We start from the raw sequence: 14,496 nt of genomic DNA, 5'->3' as shown, positions 1-14,496 counted from the left end.
GGGCCATTTTTATCCTCCCCGGCACGGGGAGGGGGACCGCCGCGAAGCGGTGGTGGAGGGGGCGGGAGGCAAGCGAGTCCGGTGCGGATGGCCCCCTCCGTCAGCACTTCGTGCTGCCACCTCCCCGTGCCGGGGAGGATAAGGCTCCCATCCTACTCCCGCGTCTCCACCTTAAACCCCGCCAGCCGCGCCGGTGAGTTATACTCCCGCGATACCCCCACCACATAATCGCGGAATTCGGCGGCAGTCTTCAGCACCTCGCCCTCGCTCCACCCGGCGGCCAGCATATATTCGTAGCGCCCGTCCGCCCGCACCGGGAAGCGAAACAGCTCATTCCCCTGCTGCTGCGCGACCGAGACGTGGCGCGCGCGATAACTGTCCTTCACCACCAGCCCGATACCCGCATAAGCCACCGTCAGCGCATTCTGCGTTGAGTCCGTATCGTCGGGATTTCGGATCGCCTCGGGCGCCGTCGTCACCACCACGCCGCCCTGCCGCAGCCCCAGCGTCTCGCCCGCCTTCTTGCGGATACCCGCCGCGAACTGCACGCCCTTCCCCCCATCCCATTGACTGAAATGCACCTTCGCCGTCGCATAATTATGCCCGGCATAGGCGGTATAGACCTGTTCCAGCGCATACCGCCCCTTGCCGGTATTCCAGTTCATCGTCTTGATCCGCACCATCGACCGCAGCGGGCCGTTGACGATCACCTCGAACGCATAGCGCGTGTCCTTCAGCTGGTTGGTATTCCACCGCTCCTTCGCATCGGCATTCGGCGAGAATCGCGGCCGCGAAACCTTGTCGCTGCCCGGCGTCTCGAACAGCCCGATCCCGCCGCCGCCGAAACTGTCGTCCACCGACATGATGTCGGAGCCATAGGCCGGATCGACATAGGCGACCGCATAACCGTCCCAGTTCTGCGTCAATATCTGCGGCGCGACGAGGATGTTCTTGCGCTTGCCATAGACGTCGGCGCTGTCGGGGAACCACAATTTCCACCCGACATTGCCGGACTCCCAGAACGGCACCATGTGCCGCGAATAGCTGCCGATCGCCGCCGCCGCGCCATGCGGGTTCCAGCCGCGCTGGTGAAAGCCGAGATAGAGATAATAGGTCCGCGTCTCACGCGGCTTCAGATCGGCCTGAAAGAACAATTCGTCCCACACGCCATCCTTGTCGAGATCGTCCATCTGCAGGTCGAGCGCGCGACCATTGGTCTCCTGCCGGATGCCGTGCGGCCCCATCACCGCCAGTTGCTCCTTGGTCGGCACCGGGCGCGGCGCGCCCGCCGGATCGACCAGCGTCACCGTCAGTTCGTGCATCCCGGCAAGCTCGGGGATCTGCGTGGGCGTGATGACCACCGGCGTCGCGCGAACGGGCTGATTGAGGTCGTTGGTGATCTGGATCGCGATCCTGCGGACCGGCTTGAAGTCCTCACGGACATACCAGTTATCGGACGGCATTGCCTGGACGGGAACTGCGCCAGCCACTGCCAGCGCCGCGATACAAATAAGCCGCCCGGGCATGCCGTCTCCTGCTTCTACCTCACGCTTGAAGCGCTTTCATTAGTGTTATCATATGATTGATGAAGGTGCCAGTCGAGATGGCGACCGGCCCGTCCTCGGTGTCGAATGGCGAGGTATCGGTGATGTCGCCGACATCGGTCGAGCGATAGTCCCCAGGTGTGATGGTCGCCGATCCGTCGGCAGTATAGGGGTGGCTCATCGACTGAAGCTGGGTCGGCCACCAACCCTCTGCATTCAGCGCAGCGGCCAAAGCGGGGGCGTCCATCCCGTCCTTCACGCTGTTCTTGTCGGACCCCGGATCGACCTCGGCCAGCCACAGTTTCTTGAGCGGCTGACGCTCTTTCAACAGTGGTGAATCCTTCGCCGCCTCTGCCCCCGGCATCGCCTTCAGCTTGGCATATTCGGCGCGCAGTTTCGGCACGTCGATCGACCGGCGGGCATTGTAATGGCCGATCGTGTTCGCCGCGTCATAATCGGCATAATATTCGCCATTCACGACATTCGATCCGCGCCGGTGGACGAACAGCGGCTTGTTGCTGCCAATCTCGACAAAGGTCGGGAATTGTCGCCCGCCAATCTGCAATTCCGCAGGCAGCCGCACACTCTCCAGCCAGTCGAACGCCGCCGGAATGCCCGCCAGATATTTCGCATCGCCGGTCAGGCGGTAAAAGCTCATCAACTGCTCGATGTTCGACGCCGTCGTATGCGTGACGAGCGCCTTGGGCTCATAGGTCCGCGCACCCGCAGGCTTCAGGTCGAATGTGTGTTGCAGTCCCCAGCCCGCTTGCGGAGCCGCCTGCTGGCACGCGATATAAATATCCATGCCGCGCCGAATCGCGGGCAAAATGCGCGGATCGCCGATCGCCTGATGATAGGTCAGCAGCACGTCGATATTGTCGGCAATCACGCCGTCGTTAAAGGTGATGAGCCCGGTATAATCGGGCTTCCCATGCAGTCCGCCATCGGCGACCCCCGGCCAACGCTGCGGCCAGCCGCCATTCTCCAGCTGGCTCTCCAGAACAAAGTTGATCGCCTTGTCGAGACCGGGGCGGAACTTCGCGTCGCCCTTGGCCACGAAGATTCGGGTCAGGAAGCGGATCGCCTCGCCCGTGCCGCCATCATCGAAGGTGGCGTTGCCCCATGGGTGCTGAAATTCCTCCAGCCGCCACGCATTCTTGCCGATCGTGTCGTACCAGCGCTGAGTCGATTCAGCCCCGCCGAAATCGATGAAATAATGCCAGCCGCCCTTGGGCAACTGCCCGTCGATCAGCGCGCCCGCCGCCAGCGCCGCCGCCTCGTAATAGCTCTCGTCGCCGGTCGCATGCCATGCGTCGAGGTACAAATGCCCCATCGTCGCCGTCCCCGGCGGCTGCACCCACACCATCGACTTGTGCGCCTCAAGCTCGCCCCACACGCGCGAACGATCGGGGAGGTAGCTCCACAGATAGCCGCCGCGATAGGCGATTTTGTCGACCATGAACTTCGTCGCGCGCTTCATCGTGTCGAGGATCTGCGTGCGATCCGCAGTCTTCGCGCAGGCCTGAAGCGGGAGCGCGGCCATCGCGGCGGAGGCGGCGAGGAAGGTGCGGCGTGCAATCATTTTACAGGAACCTTTTCAAGCGGATAGCTGATGATGAGCACCAGCGGCGCACGGCCGGTCTGGCGAATGCCGACGCGCGCGCCGGTATAGAGATAGGCGGTCATGCCGGCCTTCAGCGGCGCGACGGCTCCATCGGATTCGACCACGCCCGTGCCGGACATGACCGAATAAACCTCGTCGTGATCGATCGGATGGACGCCGATCGCTGCCCCGCGATGCAGCGCGCGTTTGCGATACTCCATCATCCGTCCCGGCACCCCGTCGGTGATGCGCCACGCGGTGCTCATGCCGATCTTCCCGTGCGGCGGCGGCTCTTCGACGCGCTTGGTGGCCTCATCGACCACGACCATCGGGCGTGCGCCCTGCCCGATCGCCCAGTCGATCCCGCCCATCACATGCCCGACGATGCGCGGATCGGACCACGCTTCGACGGTGTGGCCCAGGCCGGTGTAGAAAACCCGCCCACCCTCGAACGCATGCGCCCAGGCCAGCGGTCGTGGGTTTGCGCCCTTCTCGCCGATCGAAGCCGGGTCGAGCATCACCAGCGGCCGCAGTCGCGGGTCGAGATCGTCGTACCAATACCATTCGTCGATCAACTCGAACGTCGCGGGCAGATCGCGGATCGACGGGTGATCGAGCGCCGCGCGCGTCACCCGCCCCTTCGGCGTTCCCGCCGGATGCCGCGCGAACCGCGCCCCGATCATCCGGCCATACCAGTCCCAGCCGTAATGCGAATCCGCTGCGCCATGCACGCCGACGATCCCGCCGCCGCCGCGCACAAAGGCTTGCAGCGACTCGCGGCGTTTTCCGATCAGCCATTCGCTCGCCGGCTCTTTCGGCTTCGTCGTCGTGCTGACCAGCACGATTGCCGCGAACCCGCGAAGCTGCGTGACATCGTCGAACAGCGCCGGATCCTCGCTGGCTCGAACCGCATACCCCTTCGCCTGTGCCGCCCGCGTGATCGCCGCGATCGCCGGTTCGATCGATTCGTGACGAAAGCCGGTGGTGTGGCTGAAGATCAAGAGGGTGGGCGGCGGTGGCGCGGCGGCCGCCAGCAACCACATCCCCAGCGCCAGCAGAATCAGCCGCATCCGTCTCCCTCCCTCGCCGTTTCGCTCTCGGTCGCATGCTACAATCGCGGTGCAATCCGGATGTTACCGCTACAGACGCCTTCTTGACACGGACGCGATAACCGAACAATGTCCTTATGACACCGGTTTCTCAAGAGCAAACTTGACGGTGGACGACCGCGATAACGCGGCGGAAACGGGAGGATGACGCTGATTTCGCTGCGAATCGCAGCTTCGGCACCCCTCCCAACGATAATTTCGTCGGTCGCCACAGGGCGGCGGGCGTCAAATAGCCACCGGTGTCATGGGCACCGATTGAGAGGGGAAGTTTCAATGCGAGTCAGTCTCCGCCGCGCCGGCGTCCGGTTCCTTGCAGCCACATCGGTGTTTGTTATCGCTACCGCTGCCCAGGCGCAGGAAGCGCCCGCCGAGCCGGCACCCGAAGAGGAAGCCGAGGAGATCGTCGTCTCCGGCTTCCGCGCCTCGCTCGACGCCGCGCTGAACGTCAAGCGCCAGTCGGTTGCCGCGGTCGACGCCATCGTCGCCGAGGACATCGCCAAATTCCCCGACCAGAACCTCGCCGAATCGCTTCAGCGCATCCCCGGCATCGCCATTCAGCGCGACGGCGGCGAGGGGCGCTCGATCACCGTGCGCGGTCTCAGCTCGCAATTCACCCGCGTCCGCGTCAACGGGCTGGAGACGATCACGACATCGCATGACGGTGCCGCATCGAACCGCGATCGCTCGTTCGATTTCAACGTGTTCGCGTCGGAGCTGTTCAATTCTATCGTCGTGCACAAGACCGCCTCGGCGGAGCTGGACGAAGGTTCGCTTGGCGCGGTCGTCGATCTGAACACCGGCAATCCGCTGTCGGGCAAGGAAGGCTTCACCTTCGTCGCCGCCGGACAGGCCAGCTATAACGACCTGTCGGAAACCTGGGGACCACGCGTCGCCGGGCTGATCGGATGGAAGTCGCCCGATGGCACGCTCGGCGTCTCGATCTCCGCCGCTTACCAGAAGAGCAAGACCAACGAGATCGGCAACAACACCGTTCGCTGGGCGCAGGCGCGCTTCGATTCGGTAAACGGCACGCCCTGCTTCACGACCACGGCGGTTAGCGGCATCGGCTCCCCCAATGCGGGCGGCGTCTACACCCCGGGCCGCGTCGCCGCATGCGACGCGGCGGCGCTGTCCTTTCATCCGCGCATCCCGCGCTATGGCGAAATCACGCATTCGCGCGAGCGCCTGGGCCTGACCGGCACGATCCAGTGGTCGCCAAGCGAGGCGACCAAGGTGTCGATCGACGGCCTCTATTCCAAGTTCAAGGCCGACCGGCGCGAGAAATGGGGCGAAGTCCTGCTGCGGTCGAACGAGCGTTCGATCGACGTGGTCAATCCGACCTATGACAGCAACGGCAACATGATTACCGCGACGCTCAACGACGCCTGGGTCCGCACCGAGCATTTCCTGAAAAAGACCGACACCGAATTCTATCAGATCGGCGGCAGCTGGGATCAGGATATCGGCGACAGCTTCCGCTTCACGCTGTTGGGCGGCTATTCCAAGTCCGACGCGCAGGTGCCGGTCGAGACGACCGTCGTGTTCGACGACCGCGATGCCCAGGGTTACAGCTACAATTATACCGACATGACTCGCCCGGTGCTGACCTTCGGCACCAGCGTAACCAACCCCGCCAATTTCCAGCTGGCCGAAATCCGCGACCGCCCATCGGCTGTCGTCAACCAGTTCAAAACCGCGCAACTGCGCACCGAATGGGATGTGGTCGAGGGGTTCACGGTCAAGGCCGGCGGTGTCTGGCGGAAGTATAATTTCGACGCGACCGCCTTCACCCGCGACACCGCGGTGTGCGGCAATGGCGGCGCCGATCTGGTGCTGGGGACGATCACCTGCTCGCCCACCTCGCTGTTCGGTCCGACTGCGGTCTATGGCTTCCCGGTGACGTCGGCGCTGTCGGAAGTGTTCACGCTACGCGGATCGAACGCGCCCGCTGGCACGACGACATCGTGGCTGATCCCGAACCTGGACGCGACGACTGCCTTTACCAACCTATATGGCCGCACCGCACGGATCGACGCCGGTAACAACCGTGGCGTGACCGAAGAAACCAAGGGCGGCTATCTGCAATTCGATGCCAAGGGCAATGCGCTGGGCATCGACTATGCGCTGAATGCGGGCATCCGCTATGTCCGCACCGACCAGACGTCCTATGGCATCAGCAGCGGCGTGGTCGCCACGGTGAAGCGCGATTATGAGGACTGGCTGCCATCGGTGAACCTGGCGCTCTATCCAACCGAGAGCATCATCGTTCGCGGCGCAGTTGCCAAGGTGATGACCCGACCTTCGCTGGGCAACCTTACCCCCGGCGGTTCGGCGGACGGCTTCAACTATCGCATCACCAGCGGTAACCCGTTCCTCGACCCGTTCCGCGCGACCAGCTTCGATCTGGCGGTGGAATGGTATTTCGCGCCGCAGTCGATCTTCTCGGTCGCGCTGTTCAAAAAGGACGTGTCGAGCTTCCCGGTCGGCATCACGCGGACGGGCACCTTCACGGAGACCGGCCTGCCGGTGTCGGTGCTGTCGCCGTCGTCGCCCGCTGCGCTGAACCCGGCGTCGCTGTCGCAGCCGATCTGGACGATCGCCACCACCGGCAATGGTGCGGGCGCATCGCTGAAGGGTGCGGAAATCGCGATCCAGGCGCCCTTCAAGTTCCTGCCCGGTTTCCTGTCCAACTTTGGCGGGATCGTGAACGCCACCTTCGTCGATTCGACCGCGAGCTACACGCAACAGGGTCCGGCGACGGTGCCCGGCGGCGCACTGCCCAGCGTGGTGCGCGAGAACACGCTTTATGGCCTGTCGAAGCGTCAGTACAACGCGACCCTCTATTACGAGGACAGCAAGTTCAGCGCCCGCGCTTCGGTCAGCTATCGCGGGCCGTTCACCGACGCCGGTTCGGCGACCGGCAATATTTTCGAGGGCTATTCGGCGATCACCAATGTCGATGCTTCGGTCCGTTACAAGCTGACCGACTATCTCGAAGTCTCGGTCGAAGGCACCAATTTGACCGACGCCTATCGTGAGCGCTGGAACGATATCGACGAGCTGCGCAACTACGAGAATAACCACTTTGGCCGCACCATCCTGGTGGGTGCGCGGATCAAGATGTGACCGAGAGGGGGGGCATGGCGGACCGGGGTGGGGCACCGCTCCACCCGGGCCGCCGTGCTTTTCTAACCGCTGCGGGCGGCGGGGCGATAATCGCCTCCGCCGCTTTTGGCCAGACTGCCGCGCCGATGACCGGAAAACCGGGGCCGGCGGGGCTTCCCGACCCCGTAGAGACGATCGACCTGTGGCCAAAGGGCGCACCGGGCATGCCCGCCAATCCGCCAATCGAGACCGTCAACGAACGCAGCACCGACCGCGACCTCACCGACCGTGCCGTGTTCGGCATTACCCGCCCGCGCCTCGTCGTGTTCCGCCCGCTGCGTCCCAATGGCGCGGCGGTGCTCATCGCGCCCGGCGGCGGCTATCGCTGGGTGGTGGTGGACAAGGAGGGGTATGAAATGGGCCGCTGGCTGGCGGCGCGCGGTTTCACCGTATTCGTGCTCTTCTACCGCCTGCCCGGCGAAGGCTGGGCCGCCGGTCCCAATGTGGCGCTCAGCGACGCGCAGCGCGCCATGCGCCTGATCCGCCACCGCGCCCGCGATTACGGCATCGATCCGCAGCGGGTTGCCGCAATGGGCTTTTCGGCAGGCGGCCATCTCTGCGCCGATCTGCTCACCCGCTTCGACACGCGCACCTATGACGCCGTCGATGCCGCAGATCGCCAGCCCGCGCGCCCCACCGCCGCCGCGCCGATCTATCCCGTCATCAGCATGACCGCGCCGCATGCTCATCCCGGCTCCCGCGAATTGCTGATCGGCAAAAATGCGGCCGCCGATCTCGAACGCGCGCATTCGCCGAATTTCAATGTGCCAACCAATGCCCCGCCAACCTTCATCGTCCATGCCGAGGACGACGAAACCGTGCCGGTCGAAAACGCCCTGCTGTTGCGCGCCGCGATGCGGGCAAAGGGCATCCCGGTTGAAACGCACCTGTTCACGCATGGCGGTCACGGCTTCGGTCTGCGCAAGACGCTCGGCAAGCCGGTCGCGGTCTGGCCGGATTTGTTCACAAGCTGGGCCACCGGCCTCCTCGTCTAGGAATTTTCGATGCAGTTGACCCGCCGCAACCTGATGGGAACTGCGCTCGCTGGCAGCGGCACCCTGCTGATTCCCGGCGTAGAGGCCTCGCCCGCCGCCGCCCCTGCCCCCGACTGGAAACGCGGCTTCGACAATCAGCGCATTCCCGATCTGGGCGACGGGCGCTTTCTCAACCCGTTGATGGCCGGTGACCATCCCGATCCGACGATCCTGAAGGACGGGGCCGACTATTACATGACCTTCTCGACCTTCGATTCCTATCCGGGTCTGGTCATCTGGCACTCGCGCGACCTGATCAACTGGCGTCCCGTCGGCGCGGCGCTGACGAAGAATATCGGGTCGGTGTGGGCGCCCGAATTGTGCAAGCACAAGGGGCGCTTCTATCTCTACATCCCGACCAAGGGGCCGAACACCAGCTGGGTGATCTGGGCCGACAAGATCGAGGGACCGTGGAGCGAGCCGGTCGACCTCAACCTGCCAAACCATATCGACCCCGGCCATGCGGTGGGTGAGGACGGTTCACGCTGGCTGTTCCTGTCGGGCGGCGACCGCGTGCGCCTGTCCGACGACGGCCTCAGCTGCGTTTCGGAGCCGGAGCATGTCTACGATCCGTGGCGCTATCCCGCCGACTGGGTTGTCGAGGGCTTTGCGCCTGAAGGCCCCAAAATCACCCGCCACAATGGCTGGTTCTACATGGTTACCGCCGTTGGCGGCACGGCGGGTCCGCCGACCGGCCACATGGTCATCGCCGCGCGCTCGAAATCCATCAACGGTCCGTGGGAGAATTGCCCGAACAACCCGCTGGTCCGCACCACCTCACTAAGCGAGAAATGGTGGTCGCGCGGGCATGCGACATTGGTCGAGGGACCGGGCGGCGACTGGTGGAGCGTCTATCACGGGTTCGAGAACGGATACTGGACGCTGGGCCGTCAGGCACTGCTCGATCCCGTAGAGTGGACCGACGATGGCTGGTTCCGCATGAAGGGCGGCGACCTGTCGCAACCCATCGCCAAGCCCAAGGGCGGCGTGGCGACAGGCCCGCACGGCATGGCGCTGTCGGACGACTTCAAGACGCTGGCGATCGGCACCAAATGGAATTTCTTCAAGCCTGCCCCCGACGAACGCGGCCGCGCGCGCATCGACAAGGGCTCGCTGGTGCTGAAGGCACGCGGTGCCGCCCCCTCGACCTCTTCCCCGTTGCTGCTGATCGCCGGTGACCCGGCCTATAGATTCGAATGCGACATCCAAATCGCGCCCGGCGGGGTCGCAGGCCTAATCCTGTTCTACGACGAGAAACTCTATTGCGGCCTCGGCTTCGACGGCGAGCGTTTCGTCACCCACCAATATGGCATCGAGCGTGCCCGCCCGGCCAACCCGCACGGCCGAAAAATGCGGATGCGCGTCACCAACAACCGCCACATCGTGACGTATGACACCAGCGGCGACGGCGGAAAAACGTGGAAGCGTTTCGACCGCGGCATGGAGGTCTCGGGCTATCACCATAATGTCCGTGGCGGCTTCCTGATGCTCCGCCCCGGCCTCTATTCGGCGGGCCTGGGCGAGGCGCGATTCAGCAACTTCACGTTCGCGGCGCTCCCCTAAGCACGATAGCGCAGCGCATCCACGACCAAGGCGAATGCCGCCGAAGGCTGACGACGGCTGGGATAATAAAGATGATAGCCGTCAAACGGCGGCAACCAGTCCGCCATTACCCGCACCAGCCGCCCGTCCGCCAGCTGCGCCGCGACCCGATCCTCCATCACACACGCCAGCCCCAGCCCGGCAGTGGCGGCGCGCACGATCAGCGACATGCTGTTGAACGCCAGCTGCCCCATCACCCGCACCCGCTGCTCGCGCCCGTCTTTTTCCAGCTCCCATGCATAAAAGGCACCGCTGGAAAAGCGCAGGTTGATGCAGTTGTGACCGGTCAGATCGCGCGGCTCATGCGGCATGGGATAGCGCTCGAAATAATCGGGCGATCCCACCATCGCCATGCGCAGATCCGGCCCGATCCGCACCGCGATCATGTCCTGCTCCAATGCCTCGCCCAGCCGCACGCCCGCATCGTAGCGGTCGGCAACGATGTCGCGGAAACCGGAATCGAGCGACAGTTCGACATGGATGTCGGAGCGCGCCGAGGGTCAGAATGTCACTTGGCTCGAACCGGTCCCCGCCGAGCAGTATCGCACGACACAAGCGGTAAAATAATGCAAGACGGCACGGAATCGCTCGACAGGGGTTACATGAATAACAGCCGCGCGCGAACGCAGGCTTCAAGGGGATCGTACGCATGAAAATCGACGAGGAATTCAGCGTGAGCCGACGTGGCATCCTGATGGGCGGCGGTGCATCGGTCGCCATCGCCAGCGTGCCCGCAGTCGAAGCGCGCACCCCGCCAGCGCAGCCCGCGCCCTCCACGACGAGCGTCACGATGACTGTCAACGGTCGCAAACAGGCGGTGGAGGTCGATACCCGCACTACCCTGCTCGACCTGCTGCGCGAAAACCTGAAGCTCACCGGCACCAAAAAGGGTTGCGATCACGGCCAGTGCGGTGCCTGCACGGTTATCGTCAATGGCCGCCGGATCAATAGCTGCCTCAGCCTCGCGGTGATGCACGACGGCGACAAGGTCACCACGATCGAGGGTCTCGGCACCCCCGACAAGCTCCACCCGATGCAGGCCGCGTTCGTCAAACATGACGGATACCAGTGCGGATACTGCACCCCCGGCCAGATCTGCTCCGCCGTGGCAGTGCTCGACGAGATCAAGGCCGGCATCCCCAGCCACGCCAGCGCCGACATCAACGCCCGCCCACGCGCGACGAACGACGAACTGCGCGAGCGGATGAGCGGCAATATCTGCCGTTGCGGTGCCTATCCCAACATCATCGACGCGATGACCGAAATTGCGGGGAAACGCGCATGAAACCCTTCACCTACGAACGCGCGACTTCGCCTGCCGAGGCAGCCGCTGCCGCATCGCGGACTCAGGGCGCGAAGTTCATCGCGGGCGGGACCAATCTGCTCGACCTGATGAAGCTTCAGATCGAAGCCCCGACGCATTTGATCGACGTCAACGGCATCGGCCTCGACACGATCGAGAAAACGGAAGCCGGCGGCTTGCGCATTGGCGCGTTCGTGCGCAACACCGACCTCGCCGCCGACAAGCGCGTGCGCAAGGATTACGGAGTGCTCTCTCGCGCAATCCTCGCGGGCGCATCGGGCCAGTTGCGCAACAAGGCGACGACGGCGGGCAATCTGCTTCAGCGCACCCGCTGCCCCTATTTTTACGATACCAACCAGTCATGCAACAAGCGCAAGCCCGGCAGCGGTTGCGCAGCGGTCGGCGGTTACAGCCGTCAGCTCGGCGTGATCGGCACCAGCGACGCGTGTATCGCCACCTATCCCGGCGACATGGCGGTAGCGATGCGCGCGCTGGATGCGACGGTCGAAACGGTCAAGCCCGATGGGACCGCCCGCGCCATTCCGCTCGCCAGCTTCCATGTGCTGCCCGGCGACACCCCGCACATCGAGACCGCGCTGGAACCCGGCGAACTCATCACCGCCGTCACCTTGCCCGCCCCGCTCGGCGGCTCGCAATTCTACCACAAGGTCCGCGACCGCGCGTCCTACGCCTTCGCGCTCGTCTCGGTCGCTGCGATCATCCAGCGCGACGGCACCGGTCGTGTCGCGGTCGGCGGCATCGCTCCCAAACCGTGGCGCGTGGAGGCCGCAGAGGCATCGCTCCCGAACGGATCGAAAGCCACCGCATCCGTCCTCCTCGCAGGCGCGAAACCCACCGCCGACAATGCATTCAAGCTGACACTGGTCGAGCGCACGCTCGGTGCCGTGCTCGCGCAAGCGAAAGGCTGAGGCCCATGAAATTCGACACCCCCGCCGGCACCAACCCGATCGACCAGCTCAAAGTCGTCGGCAAGCCCACCGACCGCATCGACGGCCCTGCCAAGACCAGCGGCACCGCCACATACGCCTATGAGCAGCAAGCCGCCCCCAACGCCGCCTATGGCCATGTCATCGGGTCAGCGATCGCCAAGGGTCGGATCACGTCGATCAATCTCAACGAAGCCAAAGCCGCACCCGGCGTCCTTGCCATCGTCACCGCCGCCAATGCGGGCACGCTGGGCAAGGGCAATTTCAACACCGCCAAATTGCTCGGCGGCCCGGAAATCGAGCATTATCATCAGGCGATCGCCCTCATCGTCGCCGAAACGTTCGAGCAGGCCCGCGCCGCCGCCGCGCTCGTCCGCATTGAATATGCCCGCGAAAAGGGCCGCTTCGACCTCCACGCCGAGAAGGATAACGCCCAGCCGACCAAGGAACAGGCCGACATCAAACTCGGCAATTTCACGGGCGCATTCGATGCCGCCCCGGTCAAGCTCGACGCCACCTATCACACCCCCGATCATGCGCATGCGATGATGGAACCGCATGCCAGCATCGCGGCGTGGGACGGGGGCAAGCTGACGCTGTGGACCTCGAACCAGATGATCGCCTGGAGCAAGGGCGACATGGCGAAAACGCTCGGCATTCCGAAGGAAAACATACGCCTGATCTCGCCCTATATCGGTGGCGGTTTCGGCGGAAAGCTGTGGATCCGCGCCGACGCCGTTCTCGCCGCGCTCGGTGCCAAGGCCGCCGGTCGCCCGGTCAAGGTCGCGCTCACACGCCCGCTGATGTTCAACAACACGCCGCACCGCCCAGCGACGCTTCAGCGCATTCGCATCGGCGCGAACACCGATGGCAAGATCACCGCGATGGGCCATGAAAACTGGTCCGGCGATCTGCCCGCCGGCGGAATCGAGAATGGGACGGCGCAGTCGCGCTTCCTCTACGCCGGTGAGAACCGCATGATCCAGGCGCGCCTCGCCGTGCTCGACCTGCCCGAAGGCAACGCCATGCGCGCACCCGGCGAAGCGCCCGGCATGATGGCACTCGAAATCGCGATGGACGAAATGGCGGAGAAACTGGGCATGGACCCGGTCGAATTCCGCATCGTCAACGACACCCAAGTCGTCCCCGGCGAAAAACCGATCCCCTTTTCGCAACGTCAGCTGATCGAATGCATGCGACAGGGCGCGGCGAGATTCGGCTGGAGCAAACGCTCCGCCACTCCCGCCAGCGTCCGCGACGGCCAGTGGCTTATCGGCCTCGGCATGGCGGCGGGCTATCGCGATGCCCCGACGCTGAAGTCCGCCGCCCGCGTCCGTCTGGCCGCCAATGGCCGGGTCACGGTCGAAACTGACATGACCGATATCGGCACCGGCAGCTACACGATCATCGCGCAGACCGCGGCCGAAACGATGGGCGTGCCGCTGGCGCAGGTGGACGTGAGACTGGGCGATTCCGACTTTCCGGTGTCCGCCGGTTCGGGCGGTCAGTTCGGCGCGGCCAGTTCCACCTCCGGCGTCTATGCCGCCTGCATGAAGCTACGCGAAACGGTGGCGCAGAAGCTCGGCCTCGATCCCGCCACCGCGACCTTCACCGGGGGTCGCGTCCGTGCCGGTCGCAAGACCATCCCGCTGGGCAATGCCGCCAAGGACGGCGAGATCGTCGCGGAGGACGCGATCGAGTTCGGCGACCTCGGCAAGAAGTATAAGCAAGCGACTTTCGCCGGGCATTTCGTCGAGGCGGCGGTCCACAGCTACACCGGCGAAATCCGCATCCGCCGCATGCTCGCGGTGTGTGCTGCTGGCCGCATCATCAACCCGAAAGCGGCACGCAGCCAGGTGATCGGCGCGATGACGATGGCGGCGGGCGCGGCGCTGATGGAGGAACTGGCGATTGACAAGCGCTTCGGCTTCTTCGTCAACCACGACCTCGCCGGCTACGAAGTCCCGGTCCATGCCGACATCCCGTATCAGGAATGCATTTTTCTTGACGAAACCGACCCGCTGGCGTCCCCGATGAAGGCCAAGGGCGTCGGCGAGCTCGGGATTTGCGGCGTCTCAGCGGCGGTCGCCAACGCGGTGTACAACGCCACCGGTGTGCGCGTCCGAAACTATCCGATCACGCTCGACAAGTTCATCGATCGCTTGCCCGCAGTGGCTTAAAGAATGATG

General features: G+C 64.5%; 9 protein-coding genes and 2 pseudogenes. 6 read left to right on the top strand and 5 right to left on the bottom strand.

Annotation, left to right across the window (positions count from 1 at the left end):
* Window positions 1-152: 152 nt before the first annotated feature.
* The 4 genes and pseudogenes from U1702_RS16885 to U1702_RS16870 all read right to left on the bottom strand — a co-directional run.
* Window positions 153-1,526, bottom strand: a complete 1,374-nt coding sequence (locus U1702_RS16885; RefSeq protein WP_332726332.1) for a DUF4861 family protein — start codon at window positions 1,524-1,526, stop codon at window positions 153-155.
* Between the two features lie 19 nt (window positions 1,527-1,545).
* Entirely contained in the window at window positions 1,546-3,126 is a 1,581-nt protein-coding gene (locus U1702_RS16880; RefSeq protein ID WP_332726331.1) for a pectate lyase, read from the bottom strand.
* Complete coding sequence (locus U1702_RS16875) at window positions 3,123-3,518, bottom strand: cupin domain-containing protein (RefSeq protein WP_332726417.1); 396 nt, start codon at window positions 3,516-3,518, stop codon at window positions 3,123-3,125. The genes U1702_RS16880 and U1702_RS16875 overlap by 4 nt, the downstream gene beginning before the upstream one ends.
* Window positions 3,510-4,190 (bottom strand): annotated as a pseudogene (locus U1702_RS16870) (ThuA domain-containing protein); the annotation flags it as partial. The gene U1702_RS16875 and the pseudogene U1702_RS16870, both read right to left, overlap by 9 nt.
* Before the next feature lie 339 nt (window positions 4,191-4,529).
* Here U1702_RS16870 and U1702_RS16865 point away from each other — a divergent pair.
* The 3 genes from U1702_RS16865 to U1702_RS16855 all read left to right on the top strand — a co-directional run bounded on the left by U1702_RS16865 (window position 4,530) and on the right by U1702_RS16855 (window position 10,018).
* Window positions 4,530-7,382 carry a TonB-dependent receptor gene (locus tag U1702_RS16865; RefSeq protein ID WP_443026858.1) on the top strand — a complete coding sequence of 951 codons (2,853 nt, stop codon included), beginning with the start codon at window positions 4,530-4,532 and terminating at the stop codon, window positions 7,380-7,382.
* A gap of 125 nt (window positions 7,383-7,507) precedes the next feature.
* Window positions 7,508-8,416, top strand: coding sequence for an alpha/beta hydrolase (locus tag U1702_RS16860; RefSeq protein ID WP_332726330.1), 909 nt, complete (start codon window positions 7,508-7,510; stop codon window positions 8,414-8,416).
* A gap of 33 nt (window positions 8,417-8,449) precedes the next feature.
* Window positions 8,450-10,018: a family 43 glycosylhydrolase gene (locus tag U1702_RS16855; RefSeq protein WP_443026863.1), complete on the top strand. Its 1,569-nt coding sequence runs from the start codon at window positions 8,450-8,452 to the stop codon at window positions 10,016-10,018.
* On the opposite strand, the pseudogene U1702_RS16850 reads toward U1702_RS16855, so the two are convergent.
* Window positions 10,015-10,542, bottom strand: a pseudogene (locus U1702_RS16850) (LysR substrate-binding domain-containing protein); the annotation flags it as partial. The gene U1702_RS16855 and the pseudogene U1702_RS16850 sit on opposite strands and share 4 nt — an antisense overlap.
* Before the next feature lie 164 nt (window positions 10,543-10,706).
* Between U1702_RS16850 and paoA the strand changes: the two are divergent.
* Genes paoA through paoC form a run of 3 tightly spaced genes read left to right on the top strand, consistent with a single transcriptional unit; the run spans window position 10,707 to window position 14,487 of the window.
* Window positions 10,707-11,342: an aldehyde dehydrogenase iron-sulfur subunit PaoA gene (gene paoA, locus U1702_RS16845; RefSeq protein WP_332726328.1), complete on the top strand. Its 636-nt coding sequence runs from the start codon at window positions 10,707-10,709 to the stop codon at window positions 11,340-11,342.
* Entirely contained in the window at window positions 11,339-12,289 is a 951-nt protein-coding gene (locus U1702_RS16840) for an FAD binding domain-containing protein (RefSeq protein ID WP_332726327.1), read from the top strand. The genes paoA and U1702_RS16840 overlap by 4 nt, the downstream gene beginning before the upstream one ends.
* Window positions 12,290-12,294: 5 nt before the next feature.
* Entirely contained in the window at window positions 12,295-14,487 is a 2,193-nt protein-coding gene (gene paoC / locus U1702_RS16835; RefSeq protein ID WP_332726326.1) for an aldehyde oxidoreductase molybdenum-binding subunit PaoC, read from the top strand.
* The last annotated feature ends 9 nt before the right edge of the window (window positions 14,488-14,496 follow it).

This window comes from Sphingomonas sp. LT1P40 (assembly GCF_036663835.1).
Taxonomy (GTDB): Bacteria; Pseudomonadota; Alphaproteobacteria; order Sphingomonadales; family Sphingomonadaceae; genus Sphingomonas.
This window is presented reverse-complemented; position numbering and strand designations above follow the sequence as displayed.

Coding starts and splice junctions, on each gene's coding strand:
- U1702_RS16885 (WP_332726332.1), bottom strand. CDS start 1,526: ATGCCCGGGCGGCTTATTTGTATCGCGGCGCTGGCAGTGGCTGGCGCA.
- U1702_RS16880 (WP_332726331.1), bottom strand. CDS start 3,126: ATGATTGCACGCCGCACCTTCCTCGCCGCCTCCGCCGCGATGGCCGCG.
- U1702_RS16875 (WP_332726417.1), bottom strand. CDS start 3,518: ATGGGCGGGATCGACTGGGCGATCGGGCAGGGCGCACGCCCGATGGTC.
- U1702_RS16865 (WP_443026858.1), top strand. CDS start 4,530: ATGCGAGTCAGTCTCCGCCGCGCCGGCGTCCGGTTCCTTGCAGCCACA.
- U1702_RS16860 (WP_332726330.1), top strand. CDS start 7,508: ATGACCGGAAAACCGGGGCCGGCGGGGCTTCCCGACCCCGTAGAGACG.
- U1702_RS16855 (WP_443026863.1), top strand. CDS start 8,450: ATGGGAACTGCGCTCGCTGGCAGCGGCACCCTGCTGATTCCCGGCGTA.
- paoA (WP_332726328.1), top strand. CDS start 10,707: ATGAAAATCGACGAGGAATTCAGCGTGAGCCGACGTGGCATCCTGATG.
- U1702_RS16840 (WP_332726327.1), top strand. CDS start 11,339: ATGAAACCCTTCACCTACGAACGCGCGACTTCGCCTGCCGAGGCAGCC.
- paoC (WP_332726326.1), top strand. CDS start 12,295: ATGAAATTCGACACCCCCGCCGGCACCAACCCGATCGACCAGCTCAAA.